We start from the raw sequence: 23,073 nt of genomic DNA, 5'->3' as shown, positions 1-23,073 counted from the left end.
GCCTATCTTTTCCGGTCGAAATGTCGCCTCAGCAGCCGGACGTTCCGACGGTTCGCCTTCACGGCGAAGTCGAAGACCGGCCCAACCACGGGGATCGAGCCCACCACGGCGTCGAACGCGACATTGCCGACCATGCGGGCGAGCAGATGGCCGGGCGCGCCGAGGTCGTGGGCGCGCTTGACCATGTAGGCCGAGGCCGCGGCGGTCGCGAGGCTGCCGCCGACCGGCACGATCGCCGCGACGGCGTCGACGCCGAAGCGCCAATTGGTGCCGGGGATGCGCCAGCGCGAGTCGAGCAGGTCCGCGAGCCGCTCGAGATGCTGGAGCGTCTCCTCGTGGCTGCTCGCTTCACGGCCGTGTTTCGGCATGCGTCCGGCGAAGCCGGCGGCGGTTTGCGTCGTCATTTGCGCAGGATCACCCAGAGCGCGTGAATGATGCCCGGGATGTAGCCCAGGATCGTCAGCAGGATGTTGAGCCAGAACTGCAGCCCAAGGCCGACCTGCAGGAACACGCCGAGCGGCGGCAGCAGGATGGCGATGAGGATGCGGACGATGTCCATGCGAACGTCACCTCGTGGTCGGCCCCAACGCGGTGCAAGTCCTTCCGCGCAAAGACTGAACGCAAAGCCCGGGGCTTTCGTTCAGGCCCTCGATATGGTGTCGCCGCGGCGCGCCCGGAAGAACTCGCGCAGCATTTCGGCCGACTCGGTCTCCGCGAAGCCCGCATAGACTTCCGGCGCGTGATGGCATGTCGGCTGGCCGAACAGCCGCACGCCCGAGGTCACGGCGCCGCCCTTCGAGTCCTCGGCGCCGAAATAGAGCCTGCGGATTCGGGCGAAGGAAATGGCGGCCGCGCACATCGGGCAGGGCTCGAGCGTGACCCAAAGGTCGCAGCCGACGAGCCGCTCGGATTTGAGCGCCGCGCAGGCCTCCCGGATCACGAGCAGTTCGGCGTGAGCCGTCGGATCGGCGAGCTCCCGCGTGCGGTTGCCGGCCGCGGCCAGCACCACGCCGTCGCGCGTCACCACTGCGCCGACGGGGGTCTCGCCGCGCGCCGCGGCGGCGCGCGCCTCGTCGAGAGCGCGATCCATCGGCGAGGGGGTCGTTTCCCGGCTCGTCAAGTTCGTCCCGCCATGCTACTCGCGCTCCCGTCATGACCGAACCGGAAGATCCATCCGGCGCGCCGCCTGCCACGGCTGCGGCGTCCGAACCCCCGCGAAGCCGCCCCGGCGAGCGCCTCGCCAAGGCGATCGCGCGCGCCGGCCTCGGCTCGCGCCGCGAGGCTGAAGTGTGGATCGGCGAAGGCCGCGTTGCGGTCAATGGCGAGACCGTTGCGACTGCGGCCGTCAACGTCCTGCCTGGCGATCGCGTCGAGGTCGACGGCCGGCCGCTCCCGGCGCGTGAGCGCACGCGGCTCTGGCTCTACCACAAGCCGCGCGGCTACGTGACCACGACCCACGACCCGGAAGGCCGCGAGACGGTGTTCTCGATCCTGCCTCCGGAGCTCCCCCGCGTGATGACGGTCGGCCGGCTCGACATCAACACCGAGGGGCTGCTGCTGCTCACCAATGACGGCGGGCTCGCGCGTGTGCTGGAGCTGCCCGAGACCGGGTGGCTGCGCCGCTACCGCGTGCGCGCCTTCGGCCGGACCACGCCGGAAGCGCTCGCGGCGCTGAAGGACGGCGTCACGATCGACGGCTTCGCCTATGGCGCGATCGACGCCGAGATCGAACGCCAGCAGAACGACAATGTCTGGCTGCGCTTCGGGCTCCGCGAAGGCAAGAACCGCGAGGTGAAGCGGGTCGCCGAACATCTCGGCCTCGGCGTGAACCGGCTGATCCGCATCTCGTTCGGGCCGTTCCAGCTCGGCTCGCTGCCGGAAGGCGGCATCGAGGAGGTGCGCACGCGGACGCTTGTCGAGCAGCTCGGCAAGCGGCTCACGGATGAGGCGGGCTGCGATTTCGAAGGGCCGGCGACCGATCTCGGCGAGACGGCCCCGCGCAAGACCGGCGGGCGCGGCGGCGGGCGGCCGCAGGCCGCGCCCGAGCGCTCGCGCCTGACCGATCCCTCGCAGCGCGTCGGCCGCCGCGCGCCGATCGCCCGGCCGCGCGACATGGCCCCGCCGCCGTCCGCCGAGGGCGGCGAGGCGCCCGCGGTCCGTACGCGCCGCGCGGCCCCGGTCGCCGATCGACGCGGGCGTTCGGTCAAGGTCGAAAAAGTGTCGCACGCCGACCCGGAGGCCGCGCCGAAGCGCGTGCGCCGCCGCGACGACGGAGCAGCCGAGCGTTTCGGCGCCGCCGGACGCCCGGCGCGCCCGCCGCGCGCGGGAGATCGTCCCGCCGCGCGAGACGCCCGTCCGCCACGGCGCGCGGGCGCCGGAAGCGCGCGGCCGCCGCGTCGGGACGGCGAGGCCGCCGAGCGGCGCGGTCCTCCGCGCGAGGGCGCAGGACGCGGCGAGCGGCCCGCACGCGCGCCCTATGGCGACCGGCCGCCCAAGACTGCGTCGGGAGACCGGCCGCCTCGAAGCGACTGGCCCCAAAGGCCCACCGGCGACCGGCCTTTCGGCGCGCGTCCCGAACGGCCCTCATCGCCGAAGCCCCGCACGTCTGCGCCGCGCTGGCGCGACGACGCGCCGGCCAGTCGCGAGGGCGAACGCCCCGCCCGCCCGCCGCGCGACGGCGATCGCCCGCAGCGCGCCCGTCCGGAGGGCGGCCGGCCTTTTGGCGACCGCCCGCCGCGGCCGCGCCGGGATGGCGACCGCCCACGTTCCGACAGACCGAGCGGCGCCGGAGCCAGGAGCGACAGGCCAGGCGGAGATCGGCTGAGAGCAGACGGCCCGAGGACCGAAAGGCCTCGTGGAGATCGTCCGGACCGCGCCGGAGCGCGCCGCGCGCCGCGCGCCGACGCGCCGCGCGGCGACCGGCCTTCGGGCGCTCCGGGCGGACGCCCTGGCGGCCGGCCGGGCGGACCCGGCAAGCCGCGCTCGCCGGGAGGCAAGCCGCGCCTTCCGGGAGGAGGCGGGCCGAAGCCTCGCGGCCCAGGCGGCGGCGGGAAGGGACGGCCGGGCGGTGCGGATCGTCGGCGGTAGGTTCAAGGGACGTCCGCTGAAAGGCCCGTCGGCGGATTCGCGCGCCATCCGCCCGACGAGCGACCGGCTGCGCGAGGCCGTGTTCAACGTGCTGGCGCACGCCTATGGCGACGTGGTCGACGGCGCGCGCGTCCTCGACCTGTTCGCCGGCACCGGCGCGCTCGGCATCGAGGCGATGTCGCGCGGCGCACGCTTCGCGCTGTTCGTCGACGACGGCGCCGAGGCGCGCGCCTGCCTCAGGGCCAATGTCGAGGCGGTCGGCCTCGGCGGCCAGACCAAGATCTTCCGCCGCGACGCGACCCGGCTCGGCCCCGTGATCGCGCAAGGCCCCTTCGACCTCGTCTTCGCCGATCCGCCCTACGGTAAGGGCCTCGGCGAACAGGCGCTCGCATCGGCGCGCGGCGGCGGCTGGCTGAAGTCGGGCGCGCTTGTCGTCTGGGAGGAAGCGACGGAAGCGGAGACCGCCGTGCCCGAAGGCTTCGAAGCGCTCGAGACCCGCGCCTATGGCGACACGAAGATCGCGTTTCTCAGGGCCGGATGACGTGCGGGCGACCGGCGGGCCAACGGTCCGTTGAGGTTCAGGGCGGCCGAACGGATCAACTGGCGACGGGGTCGTCATCCGGGGCGCGACGGGAGCGTGATGGCCGGGACAGCATCGTCTCGGCCGCGACCACGCGGTTTCGGCCCTCGGCCTTCGCGGCGTAGAGCGCCTCGTCCGCGCGGGCGATCATCGGATCGATCTCAGTCTCTCCGGGCAGGCGGCTGGCGGACCCGACGCTGACGGTCACCGCGAGCGAGGCGCCCTCCGCCGTGACAGGCTGATGGACGACGGCCCGCCGCAACCGTTCCGCGATCGCGATCGCCTGTCGCGACCCGGTTCCGGGAAGCAGGACCGCGAACTCTTCGCCGCCCATCCGCGCCATGAAGTCGTTCTTGCGAAGCACGCTCCCCGCCCGCCGCGCGACGGTCGCCAGCACCTCGTCGCCGAACGCATGGCCGAAGCCGTCATTGACCGCCTTGAAGTGGTCGATGTCGAGCATGAGCACGGTCAATTCCTCGGCGCGGGCGTCCTCGGCCAGCAGCGCGCGGCCGCGCTCGAAGAAGCTCCTGCGGTTGGCGACGCCAGTCAGGCTGTCGGTGCCGGCGATCTCGCGCAGCTCACGCTCGAGCCGGCGCTGGCCGGTCACGTCCCAGAGCACGAGCGAGAAGCCCTGATCAGCCCGCCGATAGTAGAACTGGATGGTGCGGGCCTCGCCGTCGCGGCACATCACCTCCCACTCCGCCATATGGGCCCGGCCGGGGTCGCGGGCGGCCTCGCCGGTGATCCGGACCCACTCCTCACGCGCTGCGACCCGGCGCGCATGGTCGGGAAAGGCGAGCTCCCACCAGTCGTCATGATGCGCCACGGCGCGTTCGGAATAGTCGAAGAGCTCGTCGGATTTCTTGTTGTAGAACAGCGCGTTGAAATTGCTGTCATAAAGCTCGATGCCGACCGGAAGCGCGTTCAGGGTCGCCTGCGCCTGCGCGAGCGCATGGACGCCGAGGGAGCTTTCGTTCTGCGGCTGTAAGGTCAGCAGGAAGGCGCCCGGGGAGCCCGGCATGCGCTCCACGTCGACGAAGACCGACCGCTCGCCGGCCGGAGCCTCGCAGAACAAGCGGATGGAAGCGCCGACGCCGTGTCTCGGCAGCTCCCGCAGAAAGGCCTCGAGCTTGTCCGCCGCGGCCGACCCGATAAGAGCGTCGAGCGCCTTGTCGGCGCCCGCGTGGAAGGGAGCGCCGAACAGGCGCGCCGCGGCCGGATTGAGCGCGATGCGCGTCGTGTCCGCGAAAGCGACGATCGCGACGGGGTGGCGGACCGCGACGAGCGGCCCGAGATCGGGCGTCCTGGTCACCGCCGCCCGAACAGCTTCTCGAGGTCGGCGGTCGAGAGCTTCACGAAGGTCGGGCGGCCATGATTGCACGTCGAGGCGGCGGGCTCCGCCTCGATGGCGCGGAGCAGGGCGTTCATCTCCTCCGGCTTCAGCCGCCGCCCGGCCCGCACCGAGCCGTGGCAGGCCATGGTCGCGAGGATGAGGTCGAGGCGGCGCGCGAAGGGCGCGCTCTCGGCCGCGCCGTCGGCGAGCGTCTCGGCGAGGTCGCGGACGAGCGCCGCGGAGTCGCAGGGGCCGAGCGGCGCGGGCGTCGCGCGCACCAGCAGCGCGCCTGGGCCAAAGGCCTCGACCGCGAGTCCGAGCGCCTCGAGCTCGTCGGCGGCCGCGAGCACCCGTTCGGCGTCCGCGGGGTCGAGATCGACGACGTCGGGGACCAGAAGCTCCTGCCGCGGCACGCCGGAACGGGCCCGCAGGCGCTTGAGCTCCTCATAAGTGAGCCGCTCATGCGCGGCGTGGGCGTCGACCAGCACGACGCCGTCGCGCGTCTCGGCCAGCACATAGGTCGCGTGAAGATGCGCCTTGGCGGCGCCCAGCGGCCGGTCGAGGACGCCGTCCGCCGTCGCGCCCTCGGCGCGGGCGACGTTGGCGGCCGGCGGAAGCTCAAGCAGGTCGGCGGAGAACGCCGCCTGGGCGGGCTCGGCGAAGCCGCGCCCCGGCGCGGCCGCGCCCCAGCGCGTCGAGGCCGCATGGCCCGCCATCGGCCTGTGGGCGGCGGCGTGCGGAAAGGGCGTGCCGCGCGCCGCGAAGCGCGCGATCTCCGCGCCGCCCGCCGCATAGGGCCGCGCGCCGGCCTCGCCGAGCGCGGCTCTTACCGTGGAGACCAGCAAAGCGCGGATCAGCGCCGGGTCGCGGAAGCGCACCTCTGCCTTGGCGGGATGGACATTGACGTCGACCTCGCCGACAGCGACTCGGACGTCGAGCGCAGCGACCGGGTGCCGATCGCGCGGCATCACGTCCTGATAGGCGGCCCTCAGCGCGCCGACCAGCAGCCGGTCGCGCACCGGACGGCCGTTGACCGACAGATAGATCGCGCCGGCGGTCGCGCGGTGGAGATGCCCGAGCCCGATATGGCCGCTGAGCCGCGCCCGCTCCCGCGCGCCTTCGACCGCGACCACGGCGCCGGCGGTCTCGGCGCCGAGGACCTGCGCCAAGCGCTCCGCGCGACCGACTGGTTCGTCGGCGACCGCGGGGAAGCGCAGCGTCCGGTCCTCCACCACCAGCGTCCAGTCGACCGTCGGGCTCGCAAGCGCGAGGCGACGGACGATCTCGGCGCAGGCCTGCGCCTCGGCGCGCTCGGATTTCAGGAACTTCGCGCGGGCGGGCGTGGCGAAGAATAGGTCTCGCACTTCGATCCGCGTGCCCTGGCTGAGCGCCGCCGGCTCGGCTACGCCCTTTGCGCCGCCGTCGACCGAGAGCCGCCAGCCATGCGGCGCGCCGACGGCGCGGGTCGCGATGGCGAGCCGCGCGATCGCGCCGATCGAGGGCAGCGCCTCGCCGCGGAAGCCCATGGTGGCGACGCAAGCGAGATCGTCGTCGGACAAGATCTTCGAGGTCGCGAAGCGCTCGACCGCAAGCTCAAGATCGTCGCGGTCCATGCCGCAGCCGTCGTCGACGACGCGGATCAGCCGGGCGCCGCCGCCCTCCAGCACGATCTCGATCCGGCGCGCTCCGGCGTCGAGCGCGTTCTCGGCGAGCTCCTTCACCACGGAGGCGGGCCGCTCCACCACCTCGCCGGCGGCGATGCGGTTGGCGACGACGTCGGACAGCAGGCGGACGGGCATCGGCGGACGGGACGAACGGTTCTAGGATGGGGCGAAATCTAGCATGTCGGCGCGCCGCCGCAGGAGAACGGGCGGCGGCGTCCACCGGAAATCGTCGGGAGGCTCCGCGTCGGCCGCCGAAACCGGCGCGGAGTCCCGCGATCACGCCTTCGGCGAGAAGATCGAGCACCAGCCTTCGGGGCTGATCTCGCCTTCGACGCCCGCGCAGGCGTTCGGCGGCTGGAACAGCGCGCAGCCGCTGCATTTCTGCCCGTCCTTCGGCGAGGATTGGTACTGCACGTCCGCCTGCTTTTGCTTCGACTGCGCCGCCGCGCGCGTCGCGGTCAGACAGATCGCGCCCATGCCCGCCATCGCGGCGCCGCCGAGCACGAGCCGGCGCGAAACGGCTCGAGTCTCGAGTGTCGTCTTCTGTTCCTTGGACGCGTCTTCGGGGGTCTTCCTCATGGTTCTGGTCTCCTCCGCCGGCTAAGCGGCCGGCCCAGAGAACGCTAGGATCACGCTTTTGTTTTTCAATGATTCTAATTCTAAAGACGTGGCTCGGCCGGGCGACGGGACGGCCCTCCGCGAGCTGCCGACGCATTCGCGCTTGATCGGCGCGGCGGAAAGAGGTTGCCTCAGGCGCCGCGGCTCGCGCCGCGCAAACAAAGCGGGGCGCCGAACGTCACCGTGCAAGAGAGGAACATGAGGATGGCCCGCGACGTCGCCGCACGCGCATGCATCGTCGTCATGGGGCCATCCGGGGTCGGCAAGACCACAATCGCCGAAGGGCTCGCCGACCGGCTCGGCTGGAGCTTCGCCGAGGCCGACAAGTTTCATCCCACGGCGAACATCGACAAGATGTCGACGGGAATCCCGCTCGACGACGACGACCGCGCCCCATGGCTCGCGCTGATCCGCGACTGGGTGACTGGCAAGGCGCATGCCGGTCGCGATGCGGTTATCACCTGCTCGGCCCTGAAGCGTCGCTATCGCGACGTGCTGCGGGAGGCCGACGCCCGGGTGCGCTTCCTCGAGCTGGTGGCGTCGCCCGCCCTCGTCGAGGCGAGGATGGCGAAGCGACAGGGCCATTACATGCCGGTCTCGCTGCTCGCCTCGCAATTTGCGGCGCTCGAGGAGCTCGAAGACGACGAGGACGGCGTCAAGGTCGACGTCTCCGGCACGCCGGAGGAGACGCTCGCGGCCGCGCTCGCGGCGCTCGAACTCTCGCCGCTCAAGTCCGACTCCTCCCAGGCCGCCGCTCCTGTTCCGACCGCCTCCGCCGGCCGTCCTTGATCCTGCGTCCCACGCCTCCAGGTCCCGCCAAGACGCGCCGTTCAAGGGCGTCGCGATAGGAGATCCCCATGACGCCAGCCGCCGCCGCGCCCGCTCTTGGAGCCGGACCGCTGCTGCTGATCGCGGCCTGCGCCATCGCGGCGCTGCTCGTGCTGATCATGCGCTTCCGGATGCACGCCTTCCTGGCGCTCATTTTGGTCAGCCTCGTCACCGCCTTCGCGGCCGGCATCCCGCCCGAGAAGGTGGTGAAGACGCTGATCGACGGCTTCGGCACGACGCTCGGCACCGTCGCGCTGCTGGTCGGCCTCGGGGCGATGCTCGGCCGATTGGTCGAGGTCTCAGGCGGCGCGCAGGCGCTCGCCGACGACCTCATCAAGACCTTCGGCGAGAAGCGCGCGCCCTTTGCGCTCGGCGTCGCGTCGCTGATCTTCGGTTTCCCGATCTTCTTCGACGCCGGCCTGGTGGTGATGCTGCCGATCATCTTCTCGGTGGCGAAGCGGCTCGGCGGCGGGCTGCTGCGCTACGGCATTCCGGCCGCCGGCGCCTTCTCGGTCATGCACGTCTTCGTGCCGCCGCATCCTGGGCCGGTGGCCGCGACGGAACTGCTGAAGTCCGACATCGGGCTCGTCACGATTCTCGGTCTGCTGATCGCGATCCCGACCTGGTATGTGACGAGCTATCTGTTCGGCCTGTGGATCGGCAAGCGTATCGAGGTCAAGGTCCCGGAGATCCTGAGCGGCGGCCCGCAGGCCGAGCATGACCCCAATCCGCCCAAATCCTCGACCGTCATCCTGCTCCTGCTGCTGCCCCTCGCGATCATCTTCGTGAACACGGGCCTCGACTTCCTTGCGGCGGCCGGCGTGTTCGACCGCAAGGCGCAGTGGTTCCAGGTGGCCCGTGGCCTCGGCCAGACGCCGATCGCGCTGCTCGTGGCGGTGCTGGTCGGAACCTATGTGCTCGGCGCCCGGCGCGGCCGCGACCTCGGCGCGGTCGAGAAACTGCTGGACGGAGCGCTCGGGCCGATCTGCGCCATCACGCTGATCACGGGCGCGGGCGGCATGTTCGGCGGCGTGCTGCGCGAGAGCGGCATCGGCGCGGCGCTCAGCCAGGCGCTGAACGACCTCGGCATGCACATCTTCGTCGCCGCTTACGTGATCGCCGCGGCCCTGCGCGTCGCGCAGGGCTCCGCGACCGTCGCGCTGATCACGGCTGCAGGCCTCGTGCAGCCCGCCGTCGCTGCGGCAGGCTACGAGGGGACCGACCGCGCCGCGATCGTGCTCGCGCTCGCGGCGGGCTCGGTGGTCGCAAGTCATGTCAACGATTCCGGCTTCTGGCTGGTCGGCCGGTTTTTCGACATGGACGTCAGGACGACGCTCAAGACCTGGACGGTGCTCGAGACGCTGATCAGCCTAATGGGCTTCGCGCTGGCGGGGCTGATCTTCGTGGCGCTGTGAGGAAAGTGGACGACGCGTCAGCGTCGTCCACTCTGTCAGGAGCGCGGGGCCGAAGCGGTCTTGGCTTCGGGCTTGAACGCCAGCGCCTTGGGCTTCGCGCCGCGCCGCGGCGGCGTCAGTTTCGCCGGCGCAGCCGGCTCCATCGTAAACGCGACCGGGCTCGGATAATGTTCGAGGGTCGCTCCAGTCGAGGCGTCCACGCCCATGCCGATCAGGCCTCCGGCGAGGATGTTGCCCGCGAAGCCCGCGGCGCCGGAGCCCGCGACCCTGGTCTTCACCGGCATCGAGGCCTCCCGATAGCCGGGCATCGAGGCGGTGACGACGAACTCGTCCTTCCGGCCAACCGTGAGGGTGCAGGGACTGACGCAGGTGTGGTTCATCGAGGTGCGGACGGCGGCTCCTGGAGGCGTCGTTTCGATGGTGACCTGACTGGTCGTCCCCCTTGTGATCGAGGCGCAACCGACGAGCGCGCAGCCCATGGCCGCGACCAACAGAATCCGCATGATGGAAATCCCCTGCACACATCTCAACGGTGCGCGGGCGCCTCACTACCCGTGAGGCCAGCGGGTCGGTATTCGTATGATTACTTATGATCCGAGACTCGCGGCCCGAGGGCCTCAGCGCGCGTGTGAGCCCGCCGCGGTCGGGTCCGGAACGAGCTTCGCCTCGGCCGTCCCCGGCGCCGGCCTGACCCGCGCGCCGTCGAGCCCCGTGGGCTGGCCGACCGCGACCACCAGCAGGTCGCCATCGCCGAGCAACGCCCTCGCCGCGGCCTTCACCTCGTCCATCGTCACGGCCTGAACCAGCGCGTTGCGCTTCGCGACATAGTCGATCCCGAGATCGTCGAGCTGCAGCTGGACGAGCTGATTCGCGATCTTGGTCGAGGTGTCGAAGCGCAGCGCGTATGAGCCGACCAGGTATTTCTTGGCGCTCTCGAGCTCCTTCTGGGTCGGACCGTCCTCGGCGATCCGGCGGATCTCCGCGCGGATGAGCTCGATCGACTGGCCCGCGCGGTCGTTGCGGGTCGCGACGCCGCCGAGCAGCAGGCCCGCATGGTCGTAAGGCGACAGATAGCTATAGACCGAATAGGCGAGGCCGCGCTTCTCGCGCACCTCGTTGAACAGGCGGGACGAGAATGAGCCGCCGCCGAGGATGTGGTTCACCACATAGGCGGGGATGAAGTCGTCGGCGTTGCGCAACGGCCCGGGCCGGCCGAACACGATTGCGGTCTGCGGCACGTCGAGCGTCACGATCTCGGTGCGGCCCGCGCCTTCCGGCGCGACCGTCGAGACCGGCGTCAGGCCAGCCTTTTCGGGTAGTCCCGCGAGGAGTCCGTCCACGAGGTTTGCGAGCCGTTCGGCCGAAATGGCGCCGACCGCCCCGATCACCACATTGTCGCGCGCGATCAGACGCTTGTGGGCCGCGACGAGGTCGTCGTGCGTGGCGGCGCCGAGGCTCTCGACAGTCCCGCGCGGCGGGCGCCCGTAAGCGTGGCCCGGAAACGCCTCGGCGAAGAAGGTTCGGCCGGCGAGGTCGTCGGGGTCGAGCGCGTTGCGCCGGATCTGGGCTGAGAGCTGGCTCTTCATGCGCTCGACGGCGTCATGATCGAAGCGCGGCGCGGCCAGCGCCGTCCCGAGCAGGCGGAACGCCTCGTCGAGATTCTCGGGCAGCGTGCGAAGGCTCGCCGTCACCGCGTCGCGGTTCGAAGAGAAGGAGAGCTCGATCGCCTTCTCCTCGAGCGTCTCCTGGAAGATGTCGGCGTTCATGTCGCCCGCGCCCTCGTCGAGCAGCGTCGCCATGAGATTGACGAGGCCGGGCCGGTCCTCGGGGTCCTGAGCCGAGCCGCCGCGGAACGCGATCTCGACCGCGATCACCGGCACGGTCGTCTCCTCCACCAGCCATGCCTCGGCGCCGCGCGGCGTCGTCACGCGGTCGATCTGGGTCGTGTGGGCGGGAGTGGCGAGCGCGGTTGCGGCGGCGGTCATGGCTGCGAGAAGAATCCTCATGCGCGGGGCCCGGTCGGGGCGGCGGGGTTCAGCGAGCGGCGGACGCCCGCTCGCCTCCGGGCGCGGTCAGGAGTTCGCCCGTCACCGACCGGCGCTTGTCGAGCGTCTCGCGGGCGGCGTCGCGCACTGCGTCGGCCGTGACCGCGCGGATGCGGTCCGGCCATTCCTGCACCTCGGCGACGGTGCCGCCGGTCGCGAGCGACGCGCCATAGATGCGGGCGAGCGTCGCCTGGCTGTCCTGGGCATAGATCGTGTCGGCGACCAGCCGGGTCTTGGCGCGTTCGAGCTCGGCCGCGGCCGGGCCGTCGGCGGCGATCCGGGCGATCTCCTTGTCGATCGCGATCTCGAGTTCGGCGAGCGTCGCGCCGCCGCGCGGCGTCGCGTAGATCGCGAAGCGGCCGTCGTCGAGCGCGTCGCCCTGGTACCAGGCGCCGGCGTTGGCGGCGATTCCCTTCTCGACCACGAGCGCCTTGTAGAGCGTGCTGGTGGTGCCGCCGCCGAGAATCTGGGCCAGCAGGTCGAGCGCATAGGCGCGCTCGCCCTTAGCGGTCTCGTAGGACGGCGCGAGGTAGCTGCGCTGCACGGAAGGCTGGGTCACCCGCGGATCGGAGAGCGCGACGCGGCGCGCGGCGCGCGGCTCGGGCTCGCGCGGCCGGGCGCGGGAGCCCGGATCGGCGCGGCGCGCGACCTTGCCGTAGGTCGCCTGCGCAGCCTCCCGGACCTCCTGCGGGGACACGTCGCCCGCCACCACGAGGATCGCGTTGTTCGGCGTGTAGAAGCGCTCGTAGAAGGCGATCGCGTCGTGGCGGTCGAGCTTCTCGATTTCGTGCTCCCAGCCGATGATCGGCGTGCCGTAGGGATGGTTCACGTAGAGCGAGGCCGCGATCGCCTCGCCGAGCTGGCTCGACGGGTCGCCGTCGACGCGCGAGCGCCGCTCCTCCAGAACCACGTCGCGCTCGGGGTTCACGACCTCGTCGGTGAGCCGGAGCCCGGTCATGCGGTCGGCCTCGAAATCCATCACGGTCTTGAGGTGCTCGCGCGCGACGCGCTGGAAATAGGAGGTGTAGTCGTAGGACGTGAAGGCGTTCTCCTGACCGCCGAGCTCGGCGACCGCGTGGCTGAACGCGCCTTCCGGGTTCTTCTCGGTGCCCTTGAACATCAGATGCTCAAGGAAATGCGCGATGCCCGAGACGCCCGGCGTCTCGTCGGCCGAGCCCGCCTTGTACCAGATCATGTGGGTCACGACCGGACTGCGCCGGTCCGGGATGACCACGACCTCGAGTCCGTTGTCCAGCGTGAAGGTCGAGACCTCGGGTCCGGTCGCCCGGCTCGTCTCCGGCGCGGACGAAGGGCTCAGGCTCGCGGTCGCGCCGGCGGGCGTCGAAATCGCCATGACGGTTGAGTATCCTCCAATCGCGCAAAGCGCCGCGAAGACGGCCATGCGGGCCCGGCGGCTCGGCTGCGGTGCGTGGTCGTCCATCGAGCACGGCATATAGGCGCGCCTTTCCGGCGCGCATGCAAGCGCGCCGTCACGAAGGCGTCAGGCCGAACGCCCGCCGATCATTTGCCGAACAGCTTGCCGAAGAAACCCTTCTCTTCGGTCGGGGCCTGGGCGGTCACGCCGGTGCCCTGCATGTATCCGACGGGCGGATCGGTGAGCCGGCCGCGCGTCACCGCGGAGGACGCGCCGGCCTCCGCCTGCGGGTCGCGGATCGAGCGCCCGGCGAGTTCGTCGGGCTCGGCGCGGATGATCTTGTTGTCGCCCTGGGTCGCGTCCGTCCCGGTCCGCGCGACGCTCGCGCCGCGGACGCGCCGGTTGCCGAGCTCGTCCGGATCGACGCGCGGCGAGCGGTCCATCTGGTATGAATAGGTCTCGGTCATGACCTTGTCGTTCTGCCGCTTGCGCTCTTCGCGCGCGACGACGTCAGGGTCGGTCGGCCATTGCGCGTCGCGCGCCGAGGTCTTGGCCTGCGGGGCGGGCAGGGCGGCGGTCGAGGATGGCGGCACCAGCGGCGCGCGCTCGCGATATTCGATGTCGGGCTTCTCCTTGGTGCCGAGGCCGAAGGAGTCGAACAATTCCGTGATCGGGTTCGAGCCGATGTCGTCCTGGGCGAGCGCCGGCGCGGCGGAGGCTGCGAGCGCGATCGCCGCGGAGGCGAGGCGGGTCGTAATCTGGCGCGTCGTGATCTGGCGCATGGGTCAGCTGCTCCTGAGGGCGCTTGACGGCGGCTTCAGGCGATCCGGTCCGGGCCTTGGCCCTCCCCGGTCGCGCCGCGGAGCGCACCATACAGAAGCAGGAGGACGCCCGCAACGATCGCCGCGTCGGCCAGATTGAACACATACCAGGTGACGTCGCCCCAATGCAGCAGCGCGTAGTCCACGACCGCGCCGTGCAGGATGCGGTCGAGCCCGTTGCCGACCGCCCCGCCGAGGATCAGCGCGAGGCCGACCGAGGAGACCGCCTGATGCTCACGGGCGATCCAGACCGCGATCGCGATCGAGGCGACGACATGGAGCGCGACCAGCGCCCAGCGGCCGAATTCCGAGTCCTGCTGGAGCAGCCCGTAGGACACTCCGGTGTTCCAGATCAACACGAGGTCGAAGACCGGCAGCACCGGCACGCGGCCCTTCGAGCCGAGGTCGAAGGGAAACAGCGCCCAGAGCTTGATCGCCTGATCGAGGACGAAGACCGCGAGGGCGATCGTGAAGGACAGGCGGGCGGTGCGCGCGAGGGTCACGGCGCCACGACTCCGCCCCCTCTCCCGCTTGCGGGAGAGGGTTGGGGCGAGGGGGCGTCAAAACGGATCGCTACGCTGGACAGACCCTCACCCTTACCCTCTCCCGCAAGCGGGAGAGGGGGACAGCGGCGTCGCGCCTCTTGCGTCACGCCGCGACCCGCGCCGCTTCCCATTCCCTCAGCGCCTGGGCGTCGCGGGGCGTCACGTCGGGATAGTCGCGGTCGGCGCCCACGTCGGTCGTCACTTTCCAGGAGCGGGCGCATTTGCGGCCCTCGGCCCGTGCGGGAACCACCGCGACGCCCGCCACCTCGGGCAGGCGGAAGGCGTCGGCCGGCGCCTCGTCGCGCGCGATCGTGACCGCGCTGGTGATCGCGACCTCGGCGAGGTCGACGCCGTCGAGCGCCGCGAACAGCTCCGGGTCGGTCACGTGGACGACCGGCGCCGCCTCGAGCGAGGAGCCGATGCGCTTCGCGGCCCGCTCGATCTCCAGCGCGCCGGTGACGACGCGGCGCACGCGCCGGACCTTCTCCCACTTCGCCGCGAGCGCCTCGTCCAGCCATTCGGGGTCGGCGAGCGAGAACAGCTCGAGATGGACGGACGCGTCGTCGCCCGGGAAGCGCGACAGCCAGGTCTCCTCCGCCGTGAAGGGCAACAGAGGCGCGAGCCGCGTGACCAGCGTTCGGAACAGGCGATCAACCACAGTGAGGCAGGCGCGGCGCGTCACCGACGAGGCCGGGTCGCAATAGAGCGCGTCCTTGCGGACGTCGAAATAGAAGGCCGACAGGTCGTTGGTGAGGAAGGTGAACAGCGCCGCGAAGCCGCGCTTGAAGTCGAACGCCTCGTAGGCCTGGCCGATCTCGGAATCGACCTCGGCGAGCCGGTGCAGCATGGCGCGCTCGAGCTCCGGCATCTCGGCGAAGGACACGGTGTCGCCCGCCCGGAAATGCGCGAGCGAGCCCAGCATCCAGCGCAGCGTGTTGCGGAGCTTGCGATAGGCGTCGGTGGTGGTCTTCAGGATCTCCGGTCCGATCCTGAGGTCGTCCTCATAGTCCGACATCACGACCCAGAGCCGCAGGATGTCGGCGCCCGATTGCCTGATGACGTCCTGCGGCGCGACGACGTTGCCGAGCGATTTCGACATCTTGCGCCCCTGCTCGTCGAGCACGAAGCCGTGGGTCAGCACGGCGTCGTAGGGCGCGCGGCCGCGGGTGCCGCAGCTTTCGAGCAGAGAGGAGTGGAACCAGCCGCGATGCTGGTCGGAGCCCTCGAGATAGAGCACCTCGTCCTCGCCCCCGTCGACACGACGCTTCGGCATAAGGTCGGGCCGGCGGTCGAGCACATAGGCGTGGGTCGAGCCGGAATCGAACCAGACGTCGAGGATGTCCGCGACCTTCTCGTAGTCGTCGAGCGAATAGTCGTTGCCGAGGAAGCGGCCGCCGGCGTCCGCGAACCAGGCGTCCGCGCCCTCCGCCTCAAAGGCCTCGGCGATGCGCCGGTCGACCCGGTCGTCGGCCAGCAGTTCGCCGGTCTTCTTGTGGAAGAACACGCAGATCGGCACGCCCCAGGCGCGCTGGCGCGACACCACCCAGTCGGGCCGCGTCTCGATCATGCCGCGGATGCGGTTGCGCCCTTGCGCGGGGAAGAACCGCGTGTCGTCGATCGCCTTCAGCGCACGGTTCCGGAGCGTATCGGCCGGACCGTCGATGTCGCGGTCCATATGGATGAACCACTGCGGCGTGTTGCGGAAGATCACCGGCTTCTTGGACCGCCAGGAATGCGGATACTGGTGGCGGAGCTTTCCGCGGGCGACCAGCCGGCCGGCCGCGATCAGCGCCTCGATGACGGCGGCGTTGGCGTCGCCCTTTTCGCCCGCATCGGTGATGACGGAGCGGCCCTCGAAACCGGGGGCGTCCTTGGTGTAGCGGCCGTCGGCGTCGACCGGATAGGGGATCTTCGATCCGATGCCGCGCGCGTCGAGCTCCGCGCGGTGGTCCATCCAGAGCTCGAAGTCCTCGCGGCCGTGGCTCGGAGCGGTGTGCACGAAGCCCGTGCCGGCGTCGTCGGTGACGTGGTCGCCAGGGAGGAGGGGGACGTCGAAGCCGTAGCCGAGAGAGGCGAGAGGATGGGCGGCGACTGCGTCCTTGAGATCAACCGCGGCGACGTCACGGAGCTTCTTGCCCACGACCCTAGCGGCCTTGAACACGCCCTCGGCGAGCGCGTTGGCGAGCAAGTAGCGTGCCCCGACCTTCGCCCAGTTGTCCTCCGGGGCCTCTGTAACCTCGTAGAGGCCATAGGCGATCTTCGGAGAATAGGCCACCGCGCGGTTGCCGGGCAGGGTCCAAGGAGTTGTGGTCCAAATGACCACGGAAGCGCTTTCGAGTTCCGGATCGATCGATCGCCTAGTCCGCGCTGACGTCTCTCCGCGCTTTGCGTCCGGAAAAGTCTCGGTTCTTCCGATGACGACATCTTTGAGCGGAAACGCCACGAACACCGTGTCGCTCAGGAACTCGTGGTACTCAATCTCGGCTTCCGCGAGCGCGGTCTTCTCCACGACGCTCCACATCACCGGCTTCGAGCCGCGATAGAGCTGGCCCGAGCGCGCGAAGTCCATGATCTCGCGGGCGATCTGCGCCTCGGCCGAGAACTTCATCGTGGTGTAGGGATCGGCCCAGTCGCCCGTCACGCCGAGCCGCTGGAATTCTTCCGACTGCACGCCGATCCAGTGCTGGGCGTAGTCCCGGCATTCCTTGCGGAATTCGATGACCGGCACCTCGTCCTTGTTCTTGCCCTTGGCGCGATAGCCCTCCTCGACCTTCCACTCGATCGGCAGGCCGTGGCAGTCCCAGCCCGGCACATAGTTCGAGTCGAAGCCCGCCATCTGGCGCGAGCGCACCACGACGTCCTTGAGGACCTTGTTGAGTGCGTGGCCGATGTGGAGGTGGCCGTTGGCGTAGGGCGGTCCGTCATGCAGGACGTATTTCTTCCGTCCCGCCGAGGTCTCGCGCAGCTTCTCGTAGAGTCCGATCCGCGCCCAGCGCGCCAGAAACTCCGGCTCGCGCTGCGGCAGGCCGGCGCGCATCGGAAACTCCGTCTGCGGCAGGAACAGCGTTTCGGAATAGTCGCGTGCGGTCGCGGGGGCGTCGGAGGGCATTTTTAGCGTCCGGTTCGTCGGCGGGAGCGGTGTAGCAGGGCAGGGCGGCCATGCAAGCCGCCCGCGAACTCTGCGTCGTCTGGCCGTACGCTATTGCGGCGCCGACGCCCGCTCGATCGCTCTGAAGTCCAGAATCTCGAGCAGCGCCCGCTTGTCTTCCTCCGGAGCTGGCCCCCAGACCGTGACCATTATTCGCCCGAGCGGCAGAGTCATGGTTCCCATGTCGTCGATAAGGATGGAGCGGCCGTCGAACTTTATACGCCGGCCGGGCGCGGCGTTCAGAGACTGCGCCATGCCTGCGGCGATTGGCGAGGCGACAAGAGAGACGGCGAAGGAGAGGTCACCTCGGCCAGTGTCGAAGAGACGGACCGCCGAGAGCCCGCAACCCACCGTGTCCGAGGAGAACGCCTCCACCTTCTCTGATTTCGGCTTCCATCCCGGGAGCGGCTCGGCGATGAGCTTCGACAGCCTGTAATCTCGATCATCAGAATTGAGCCTGCGGCTGTTGCTCATCTGGCCCTGGGGCACTGGTCCGGCGGCCCCGCAAATGCGCTCCATCTCCGCGATTTCGGTTGCGCTTATTTCCGCTCCAAGCGCCGAAGCGAGCGGTAAGGCGAACAAAGCCAGCGCAGTAAGGCCGTTTCGCATGGGATCAGACCAGCGCGCTCGGGGCGAGCGGGTCCTCTGGCGCGGCGATCGCGGCGCGGGCGGTTTCGACGTCGCGGCCCATCTGCTCGACGAGTTCGGGGACGCTCCCGAACTTCAGCTCCGGCCGGAGATGAGCGACGAGCTCGATCCGCAGCGCCTGGCCATAGAGGTCGCCCGAGAAATCGAACAGGAAGACCTCGAACAGCGGGGCGCCGTCGTCGAATTGCGGCCGTCGGCCGTAGCTTGCCGCGCCGCCGACGATCCGGTCGCCGACCAGGGCGCGCACGGCATAGATCCCGAAGGCGAGGCGGGTTTCCGGGGCGAGCCGAATGTTGGCGGTCGGGTAGCCGAGGTCGCGGCCCCGCTTGTCGCCATGCGCGACTTGGCCCTCGACGATCCATCGCCGGCCGAGCAGGCGGCCGGCCTTCGCGACGTCGCCCTCGGCGAGGAGGTCGCGGATCGCGCTCGAGGAGACGGGCGTCGCGCCGCCGTAAGGCGGGGCCACGTCGACATAGAGCCCGTGGCGCGGCCCGGCCTCCGCGAGGAAGGCGGGGGAGCCGGCGCGGCCGCGGCCGAAATGGAAGTCCCAGCCGACCACGACGGCGTGGGCGCCGAGCCGCTCGACCAGCGTGTGCGACACGAAGTCCTCGGCCTCGATCGCGGCGAGCGCCTTGTCGAAAGTCAGCACCACGACGGCGTCGCAGCCGGCGCGGACGAGCTGGCGCGCCTTCTCGTCGCGGCCCGTCAGCCGGAACAGCGGCCTGTCAGGCTGGAAGAAGGTCCGCGGGTGGGGCTCGAAGGTCAGCGCCACGACCGGTCGTCCGGCGGCGCGCGCGGGCTCGACGGCCTGCCGCACGACCGACTGGTGGCCGCGATGCACTCCGTCGAAATTGCCCACGACCACATGGCCGTCGCGCAAAGCCGGAGGCAGGTCCTTTGGATCGATCAGGAGGGTTTCGGGCAAGCGGCGTCCGGATGTCCGGGGAGACGGCGTCTGGCCCGCGCGAGATGGCCCGCGCCGCAGCCGCCCGTCAAGGCGGCATGAGGCTGCGAGGCGCGCTTCGCCGACATGGTTCGGATCGAATCCCAACGGCCTGGCGTTCAGTCCCTGATCGCTCCGGCGGACGCAGAAGGGGAGGACCAGCCGTGATCCGTCCAGCAGCCGCGCTTCTCGCAGCGCTTGTGATTCCGACCGCCGGCGCGTTCGCGCAGTCGTCGACCGGAACAGGCGGGACCATGGCGCCGATGTCGCCGCCGACCAGTCTCGGCTCGTCCTCCGCGCCGCTCGGCGGAAATTCGTCGGCCGCGCCGATGGGGACGGCCGGCTCGACGGTCCCCACCGTCGCCGGAACGCCGCCGCCTTACGCCGGGGGCACGCCTCCCTCGGTCCGTGCGACGCCGACGCCCGCCAGTCCTTCGGTCAAGCCGACACCGTTGCCAACGTCTCCCGGAACGCGCCGGGCCAATTAGGCGAGCTCGGCCTCGATCTCGTCGCGCGTCGGCACCATGATCTGGGCCTCGCCGTCGAGCACCACCTTCTCGCCCACCGTGCAGGTGCAGAAGAAGGTCGCGCGCTGGCGGCCCGGGTCGAGCGCCGTGATCTCGACCTGCGCCAGCACCTCGTCGCCGATGAAGACCGGCGCGCGGAACTTGATGGTCTGGGAGAGATAGACCGCGCCAGGTCCCGGCAGCTTGGTGCCGAGCACGGCGGAGATCAGGCTCGCGGTGTAGAGGCCGTGCGCGATGCGGCCGCCGAATCGGGTGTTGGCCGCGTAGGCCTCCGACAGATGGATCGGGTTGGTGTCGCCGGTGAGCTGCGCGAAGCGCCTGACGTCGTCGCTCGTCACCGTCTGGCGGATGGCGGCGGACTGGCCGACCTCGAGATCCTCGAACGCGAGCTGCGGGCCGTGGTGGTGCGGGTCGTCGTCCGTCACGAGTGCGGCGGTCATCTGCTGGCGCGGTCTTTCGGGGGCGGTTGGCGGCCGCACTCTGCTTCCGGCTTCGCTGCGGCGCAACGCGCCTTTTGTCTGACGGCGGCGACGGAAACGGAATCTCAATTCCCCTCGATGATGCTCCGTCATCTTGAGCCGCGCAGGACGCGCGGCGACGATCGACCCACGCGACGGAGCCGCGACAATGGCGCTCGACCACACGATCCCTGTGCTGATCGTGGACGATTACAGCACGATGCTGCGGATCATCCGCAACCTGCTCAAGCAGATCGGATTCGAGGACGTCGACGAGGCCAGCGACGGTTCCGCCGCGCTCGGCAAGATGCGTGAGAAGAAATACGGGCTCGTCATCTCCGACTGGAACATGGAGCCCATGACCGGCATCGAGCTTTTGAAGGAAGTGCGGGCCGACGACAGCCTGAACCGCACGCCGTTCATTATGGTCACGGCCGAGTCCAAGACCGAGAACGTCATCGCGGCGAAGAAGGCGGGCGTGAACAACTACATCGTCAAGCCCTTCAACGCCCAGACCCTGAAATCCAAGATCGAGGCGGTCTTCGGAGCATGACGCAGTCAGTAAATCGCAAGGACGCCATGGAGCAGCCCTTCGAGAGGGTTCGCGCCTATGTCGACGCCAGGAGAGCCGGGGACGCGACCTTCGGGGATGTCGTCGCGCTCGCCGAGATCACGGCCGAATCGATGCAGGCGTTCTTCGCCACCATCGACAAGTCGATCTATCGCGAGCTGCGCGAGATCGCGGAATACATCACCAACATGCGCTCGGAGATCGCCGCGCTGCACGCCGGCGAGCTGAAGACCGACCGGCTGCCCAAGGCCGGCGAGCATCTCGGCGCCATCGTGGTCGCGACCGAGGAAGCGACCAACGCGATCATGGAGGCCGCGGAGGCGATGCTCGCCGCGGAGGGCGAGGACGAGGCGACCTACAAGGCGCTGGTGAACGACAAGGTCATGTCGATCTTCGAGGCCTGCTCGTTCCAGGATCTCACCGGCCAGCGCATCGCCCGCGTGGTCGAGACGCTCGAGCATGTCGAGGCCCGCATCGGCCGCTTCGCGGCGGCGGTCAGGACTGAGAACGGCGGCGAGGCGCCCGAGACCGACCGGGAGCGGCGCGCGCGCGAGCTTCTGCTGCACGGTCCGCAGTCGAGGGGCGAGGCGATCGCCCAGAACGAGATCGACGCCCTCATGGCGAAGTGACTCCGCCTTTGCGCCTCCCGGCTGTCGGGCCTATATGCTCGGCGACCGGGAGGCTCCAGGCCAATGAACCGTTACGAGCGACCGCCGTCGTCCGGCGAGGCGCAGGTGCGCTATCTCGACGCCGATTTCCGCGTGCTGAAGCCCGGCGCCTATGTGCGCTGCGCGGTCACGGGCGTCGCGATCCCGCTTGAGGAACTGCGCTATTGGAGCGTCGAGCGCCAGGAGCCCTATGCGGGGCCCGAAGCCGCGCTCGCCCGCGCGCTCGGCAAGGAGTGACGCCGCAGCGCCGCCCTCAGGGCGTCGCGCCGTCCGGCTCCAGCAGCCTATGCAGGTGCACGACGAAATAGCGCATATGCGCGTCGTCGACCGTCGCCTGCGCCTTGGCCTTCCAGGCCGCGCGGGCGCTCGCATAATCCGGGAAGATGCCGACGACGTCGAGCTTGTCGATGTCCTTGAACGATACCCCCGAGACGTCCTCGAGCTCGCCGCCGAAGACGAGGTGAAGCAACTGCTTGGGGACGACGTCGGTCATTGCTGGGTCTCCAGTGCGGCGCGCTCATGCGCGAGCGCGTCCATCAAGGCCGAGGCGCGCGCCGGCGCGGCGGCGATCAGGCCGCCATGCCGGGTGCCGGCGCGGTTGTAGGTCGGAACGGCGCCGTCGAAACCGATCAGCCGGCCGCCGGCCTCTTCAAGAATCACGTGGGCGGCCGCGATGTCCCAGTCGTGGGCGTTCGGCCGGGCGAGCGCCGCGTCGAGGCCGCCGCCTGCGACCTGCACCAGGCGGTTGGCCAGCGCGTAGCGCCACTGGCCCTTCACCACCCCATGCGCCGCAAGCGAGCTCAACAGCGACTGCGGGCCGCCGATGTTGAGGCCCGCCAGGCCCTCGAGGTCGTCCATCCTGAGCTGCGCGCCGTTGCGGAACGCCCCGGCGCCGCGCGCGCCCGCGAAGGTCTCATCCTCGCAGGCGTTATGCACGACGCCGAGCACCGGCGCGCCGTGCTCGACGAGCGCCGCCGAGACCACCCATTCGGGCCGGCCCTCGATGAAGGCGCGGGTGCCGTCGATCGGGTCGACGATCCAGACATGGCGCCGCGACAGCCTCTCGGTGGTGTCCGCCGTCTCCTCCGACAGCCAGGCGGAGCCTTCGACGAGCGGCGGCAGGCGCTCGGCCAGGAACCGGTCGACCGCGATGTCGGCCTCGGTCACCGGGCTGTCGTCGTGCTTGCTCCAGCGCTTCGCCGCTCCGCCGCGGAAATAGCCGAGCGCGATCTCGCCCGCCTCGCGGACGATCGCGTCGAGGCGGGACAGAAGGCGTTCGAGATCAATCGGCGCGTCGGTCGAGGACACTTTCAGCCTGGGATCCGTGGGAGTCGGAAATCGGCGCGATGAGCGCTCCCCAAAGTGTCGGCATGAGGGCGGCGGCGCAAGCGCCGAAGCGCGTTCATCGCATTCTTACCCTCTCCGGAAAGGTCCTCTTCAGCATGGCGAGAGATGTGGCCGTTCCGAACGGCGTCTTACCAAGGATTCACCAGTTCCCTTAAGCCGATTTCGGCGATCGCGCAGTCATAGTCCCCTGACAAGCGAAGAGCCCGAAGCAATCGGGCCTTCAGGGAGACAGGACAGTGGGACGACAGACCGAAGCCGGCGCGCTGGCGCGCGCCGGAACGGGGCCGGCCGACCGGCTGGACCCGAAAATGCTTCCGCTCCGCTTCAAGGCGCCCGACGCCGAGGCGGACGGCGGCGAGCGGGGCGTGACGCTGGAGCGATCGCGCGTCGTGGTGGACAGGACGGTGGGGAGCGTCGCCATGCGGATCGCGGTTCCGATCTCGGCCTTCTCG

Annotated in this window: 24 protein-coding genes and 1 pseudogene; 8 read left to right on the top strand and 17 right to left on the bottom strand. The window is 70.3% G+C overall.

Translation table 11 applies throughout. The annotated features are described in order from the left end of the window. Nucleotides 1-2: 2 nt before the first annotated feature. The 3 genes from EK403_RS06905 to EK403_RS06895 all read right to left on the bottom strand — a co-directional run bounded on the left by EK403_RS06905 (nucleotide 3) and on the right by EK403_RS06895 (nucleotide 1,090). Nucleotides 3-404 (bottom strand): DUF4112 domain-containing protein, encoded by a 402-nt coding sequence (locus tag EK403_RS06905; RefSeq protein WP_128776770.1) that lies wholly within the window; start codon nucleotides 402-404, stop codon nucleotides 3-5. Next, on the bottom strand, nucleotides 401-559 hold the full coding sequence (locus tag EK403_RS06900) for a YqaE/Pmp3 family membrane protein (protein WP_128776769.1): 159 nt from the start codon (nucleotides 557-559) through the stop codon (nucleotides 401-403). The genes EK403_RS06905 and EK403_RS06900 overlap by 4 nt, the downstream gene beginning before the upstream one ends. A gap of 81 nt (nucleotides 560-640) precedes the next feature. After that, on the bottom strand, nucleotides 641-1,090 hold the full coding sequence (locus EK403_RS06895) for a nucleoside deaminase (RefSeq protein ID WP_128776768.1): 450 nt from the start codon (nucleotides 1,088-1,090) through the stop codon (nucleotides 641-643). 62 nt (nucleotides 1,091-1,152) lie between these two features. On the opposite strand from EK403_RS06895, the gene EK403_RS06890 reads away from it, so the two are divergent. Together EK403_RS06890 and rsmD are read left to right on the top strand one after the other, a co-directional pair. Continuing rightward, a complete protein-coding gene (locus EK403_RS06890; protein WP_128776767.1) occupies nucleotides 1,153-3,087 on the top strand; it encodes a pseudouridine synthase in 1,935 nt (644 codons plus the stop codon). Beyond that, entirely contained in the window at nucleotides 3,068-3,628 is a 561-nt protein-coding gene (rsmD, locus tag EK403_RS06885) for a 16S rRNA (guanine(966)-N(2))-methyltransferase RsmD (protein ID WP_128776766.1), read from the top strand. Before EK403_RS06890 ends, rsmD begins: the two co-directional genes overlap by 20 nt. A gap of 55 nt (nucleotides 3,629-3,683) precedes the next feature. Here rsmD and EK403_RS06880 read toward each other — a convergent pair whose 3' ends face one another. From EK403_RS06880 to EK403_RS06870, 3 genes are all read right to left on the bottom strand, one after another. Then, the gene (locus EK403_RS06880; RefSeq protein WP_128776765.1) at nucleotides 3,684-4,979 is read right to left on the bottom strand and encodes a sensor domain-containing diguanylate cyclase; all 1,296 of its coding nucleotides are present in this window, start codon (nucleotides 4,977-4,979) and stop codon (nucleotides 3,684-3,686) included. Then, complete coding sequence (gene mutL, locus EK403_RS06875; RefSeq protein WP_128776764.1) at nucleotides 4,976-6,799, bottom strand: DNA mismatch repair endonuclease MutL; 1,824 nt, start codon at nucleotides 6,797-6,799, stop codon at nucleotides 4,976-4,978. The genes EK403_RS06880 and mutL overlap by 4 nt, the downstream gene beginning before the upstream one ends. A gap of 141 nt (nucleotides 6,800-6,940) precedes the next feature. Continuing rightward, entirely contained in the window at nucleotides 6,941-7,243 is a 303-nt protein-coding gene (locus EK403_RS06870; protein ID WP_128776763.1) for a high-potential iron-sulfur protein, read from the bottom strand. A gap of 243 nt (nucleotides 7,244-7,486) precedes the next feature. Here EK403_RS06870 and EK403_RS06865 point away from each other — a divergent pair, with 243 nt between their 5' ends. After that, a complete protein-coding gene (locus EK403_RS06865; RefSeq protein ID WP_245479553.1) occupies nucleotides 7,487-8,071 on the top strand; it encodes a gluconokinase in 585 nt (194 codons plus the stop codon). 68 nt (nucleotides 8,072-8,139) lie between these two features. Beyond that, nucleotides 8,140-9,525 carry a GntP family permease gene (locus EK403_RS06860; RefSeq protein WP_128776762.1) on the top strand — a complete coding sequence of 462 codons (1,386 nt, stop codon included), beginning with the start codon at nucleotides 8,140-8,142 and terminating at the stop codon, nucleotides 9,523-9,525. A 35-nt stretch (nucleotides 9,526-9,560) separates the two neighbouring features. On the opposite strand, the gene EK403_RS06855 is transcribed toward EK403_RS06860, so the two are convergent. The 9 genes from EK403_RS06855 to EK403_RS06815 form a co-directional block, all read right to left on the bottom strand. Then, on the bottom strand, nucleotides 9,561-10,028 hold the full coding sequence (locus tag EK403_RS06855; RefSeq protein ID WP_128776761.1) for a PEGA domain-containing protein: 468 nt from the start codon (nucleotides 10,026-10,028) through the stop codon (nucleotides 9,561-9,563). Nucleotides 10,029-10,142: 114 nt separating this feature from the next. Next, nucleotides 10,143-11,510 carry a M16 family metallopeptidase gene (locus tag EK403_RS06850; RefSeq protein WP_128776760.1) on the bottom strand — a complete coding sequence of 456 codons (1,368 nt, stop codon included), beginning with the start codon at nucleotides 11,508-11,510 and terminating at the stop codon, nucleotides 10,143-10,145. Nucleotides 11,511-11,559: 49 nt separating this feature from the next. After that, nucleotides 11,560-12,924 (bottom strand): M16 family metallopeptidase, encoded by a 1,365-nt coding sequence (locus tag EK403_RS06845; protein ID WP_128776759.1) that lies wholly within the window; start codon nucleotides 12,922-12,924, stop codon nucleotides 11,560-11,562. Between the two features lie 167 nt (nucleotides 12,925-13,091). Further along, the gene (locus EK403_RS06840) at nucleotides 13,092-13,727 is read right to left on the bottom strand and encodes a hypothetical protein (protein WP_128776758.1); all 636 of its coding nucleotides are present in this window, start codon (nucleotides 13,725-13,727) and stop codon (nucleotides 13,092-13,094) included. A gap of 35 nt (nucleotides 13,728-13,762) precedes the next feature. After that, a complete protein-coding gene (gene lspA / locus EK403_RS06835) occupies nucleotides 13,763-14,269 on the bottom strand; it encodes a signal peptidase II (protein ID WP_128776757.1) in 507 nt (168 codons plus the stop codon). A gap of 145 nt (nucleotides 14,270-14,414) precedes the next feature. Continuing rightward, nucleotides 14,415-17,420 carry an isoleucine--tRNA ligase gene (ileS, locus tag EK403_RS06830; protein WP_128776756.1) on the bottom strand — a complete coding sequence of 1,002 codons (3,006 nt, stop codon included), beginning with the start codon at nucleotides 17,418-17,420 and terminating at the stop codon, nucleotides 14,415-14,417. Between the two features lie 90 nt (nucleotides 17,421-17,510). Next, nucleotides 17,511-17,933 (bottom strand): hypothetical protein, encoded by a 423-nt coding sequence (locus EK403_RS06825; RefSeq protein WP_128776755.1) that lies wholly within the window; start codon nucleotides 17,931-17,933, stop codon nucleotides 17,511-17,513. A gap of 139 nt (nucleotides 17,934-18,072) precedes the next feature. Then, nucleotides 18,073-19,032 (bottom strand): bifunctional riboflavin kinase/FAD synthetase, encoded by a 960-nt coding sequence (locus EK403_RS06820; protein ID WP_164919524.1) that lies wholly within the window; start codon nucleotides 19,030-19,032, stop codon nucleotides 18,073-18,075. Nucleotides 19,033-19,534: 502 nt separating this feature from the next. Beyond that, nucleotides 19,535-20,017, bottom strand: coding sequence for a MaoC family dehydratase (locus tag EK403_RS06815; RefSeq protein ID WP_128776754.1), 483 nt, complete (start codon nucleotides 20,015-20,017; stop codon nucleotides 19,535-19,537). Between the two features lie 187 nt (nucleotides 20,018-20,204). Between EK403_RS06815 and EK403_RS06810 the strand changes: the two genes are divergently transcribed. The 3 genes from EK403_RS06810 to EK403_RS06800 all read left to right on the top strand — a co-directional run bounded on the left by EK403_RS06810 (nucleotide 20,205) and on the right by EK403_RS06800 (nucleotide 21,511). Further along, nucleotides 20,205-20,588 carry a response regulator gene (locus EK403_RS06810; protein WP_128776753.1) on the top strand — a complete coding sequence of 128 codons (384 nt, stop codon included), beginning with the start codon at nucleotides 20,205-20,207 and terminating at the stop codon, nucleotides 20,586-20,588. After that, nucleotides 20,585-21,235 (top strand): protein phosphatase CheZ, encoded by a 651-nt coding sequence (locus EK403_RS06805; protein ID WP_128776752.1) that lies wholly within the window; start codon nucleotides 20,585-20,587, stop codon nucleotides 21,233-21,235. Before EK403_RS06810 ends, EK403_RS06805 begins: the two co-directional genes overlap by 4 nt. Nucleotides 21,236-21,298: 63 nt before the next feature. Then, complete coding sequence (locus tag EK403_RS06800) at nucleotides 21,299-21,511, top strand: DUF2093 domain-containing protein (protein WP_128776751.1); 213 nt, start codon at nucleotides 21,299-21,301, stop codon at nucleotides 21,509-21,511. Nucleotides 21,512-21,527: 16 nt separating this feature from the next. Here the strand turns inward: EK403_RS06800 and EK403_RS06795 are convergent, their stop codons facing one another. After that, nucleotides 21,528-21,767, bottom strand: coding sequence for a DUF4170 domain-containing protein (locus tag EK403_RS06795; protein ID WP_128776750.1), 240 nt, complete (start codon nucleotides 21,765-21,767; stop codon nucleotides 21,528-21,530). After that, entirely contained in the window at nucleotides 21,764-22,582 is an 819-nt protein-coding gene (locus tag EK403_RS06790; RefSeq protein WP_128776749.1) for a 3'(2'),5'-bisphosphate nucleotidase CysQ, read from the bottom strand. Before EK403_RS06790 ends, EK403_RS06795 begins: the two co-directional genes overlap by 4 nt. Before the next feature lie 275 nt (nucleotides 22,583-22,857). Between EK403_RS06790 and EK403_RS22265 the strand changes: the two are divergent. Then, nucleotides 22,858-23,073, top strand: a pseudogene (locus EK403_RS22265) (DUF6101 family protein); the annotation flags it as partial.

The organism is Hansschlegelia zhihuaiae, assembly GCF_004103825.1.
GTDB lineage: Bacteria > Pseudomonadota > Alphaproteobacteria > Rhizobiales > Methylopilaceae > Methylopila > Methylopila zhihuaiae.
This window is presented reverse-complemented; position numbering and strand designations above follow the sequence as displayed.

Coding starts and splice junctions, on each gene's coding strand:
- EK403_RS06905 (WP_128776770.1), bottom strand. CDS start 404: ATGACGACGCAAACCGCCGCCGGCTTCGCCGGACGCATGCCGAAACAC.
- EK403_RS06900 (WP_128776769.1), bottom strand. CDS start 559: ATGGACATCGTCCGCATCCTCATCGCCATCCTGCTGCCGCCGCTCGGC.
- EK403_RS06895 (WP_128776768.1), bottom strand. CDS start 1,090: ATGGATCGCGCTCTCGACGAGGCGCGCGCCGCCGCGGCGCGCGGCGAG.
- EK403_RS06890 (WP_128776767.1), top strand. CDS start 1,153: ATGACCGAACCGGAAGATCCATCCGGCGCGCCGCCTGCCACGGCTGCG.
- mutL (WP_128776764.1), bottom strand. CDS start 6,799: ATGCCCGTCCGCCTGCTGTCCGACGTCGTCGCCAACCGCATCGCCGCC.
- EK403_RS06870 (WP_128776763.1), bottom strand. CDS start 7,243: ATGAGGAAGACCCCCGAAGACGCGTCCAAGGAACAGAAGACGACACTC.
- EK403_RS06865 (WP_245479553.1), top strand. CDS start 7,487: ATGGCCCGCGACGTCGCCGCACGCGCATGCATCGTCGTCATGGGGCCA.
- EK403_RS06860 (WP_128776762.1), top strand. CDS start 8,140: ATGACGCCAGCCGCCGCCGCGCCCGCTCTTGGAGCCGGACCGCTGCTG.
- EK403_RS06855 (WP_128776761.1), bottom strand. CDS start 10,028: ATGCGGATTCTGTTGGTCGCGGCCATGGGCTGCGCGCTCGTCGGTTGC.
- EK403_RS06850 (WP_128776760.1), bottom strand. CDS start 11,510: ATGACCGCCGCCGCAACCGCGCTCGCCACTCCCGCCCACACGACCCAG.
- EK403_RS06845 (WP_128776759.1), bottom strand. CDS start 12,924: ATGGCGATTTCGACGCCCGCCGGCGCGACCGCGAGCCTGAGCCCTTCG.
- EK403_RS06840 (WP_128776758.1), bottom strand. CDS start 13,727: ATGCGCCAGATCACGACGCGCCAGATTACGACCCGCCTCGCCTCCGCG.
- ileS (WP_128776756.1), bottom strand. CDS start 17,420: ATGCCCTCCGACGCCCCCGCGACCGCACGCGACTATTCCGAAACGCTG.
- EK403_RS06825 (WP_128776755.1), bottom strand. CDS start 17,933: ATGAGCAACAGCCGCAGGCTCAATTCTGATGATCGAGATTACAGGCTG.
- EK403_RS06815 (WP_128776754.1), bottom strand. CDS start 20,017: ATGACCGCCGCACTCGTGACGGACGACGACCCGCACCACCACGGCCCG.
- EK403_RS06810 (WP_128776753.1), top strand. CDS start 20,205: ATGGCGCTCGACCACACGATCCCTGTGCTGATCGTGGACGATTACAGC.
- EK403_RS06805 (WP_128776752.1), top strand. CDS start 20,585: ATGACGCAGTCAGTAAATCGCAAGGACGCCATGGAGCAGCCCTTCGAG.
- EK403_RS06800 (WP_128776751.1), top strand. CDS start 21,299: ATGAACCGTTACGAGCGACCGCCGTCGTCCGGCGAGGCGCAGGTGCGC.
- EK403_RS06795 (WP_128776750.1), bottom strand. CDS start 21,767: ATGACCGACGTCGTCCCCAAGCAGTTGCTTCACCTCGTCTTCGGCGGC.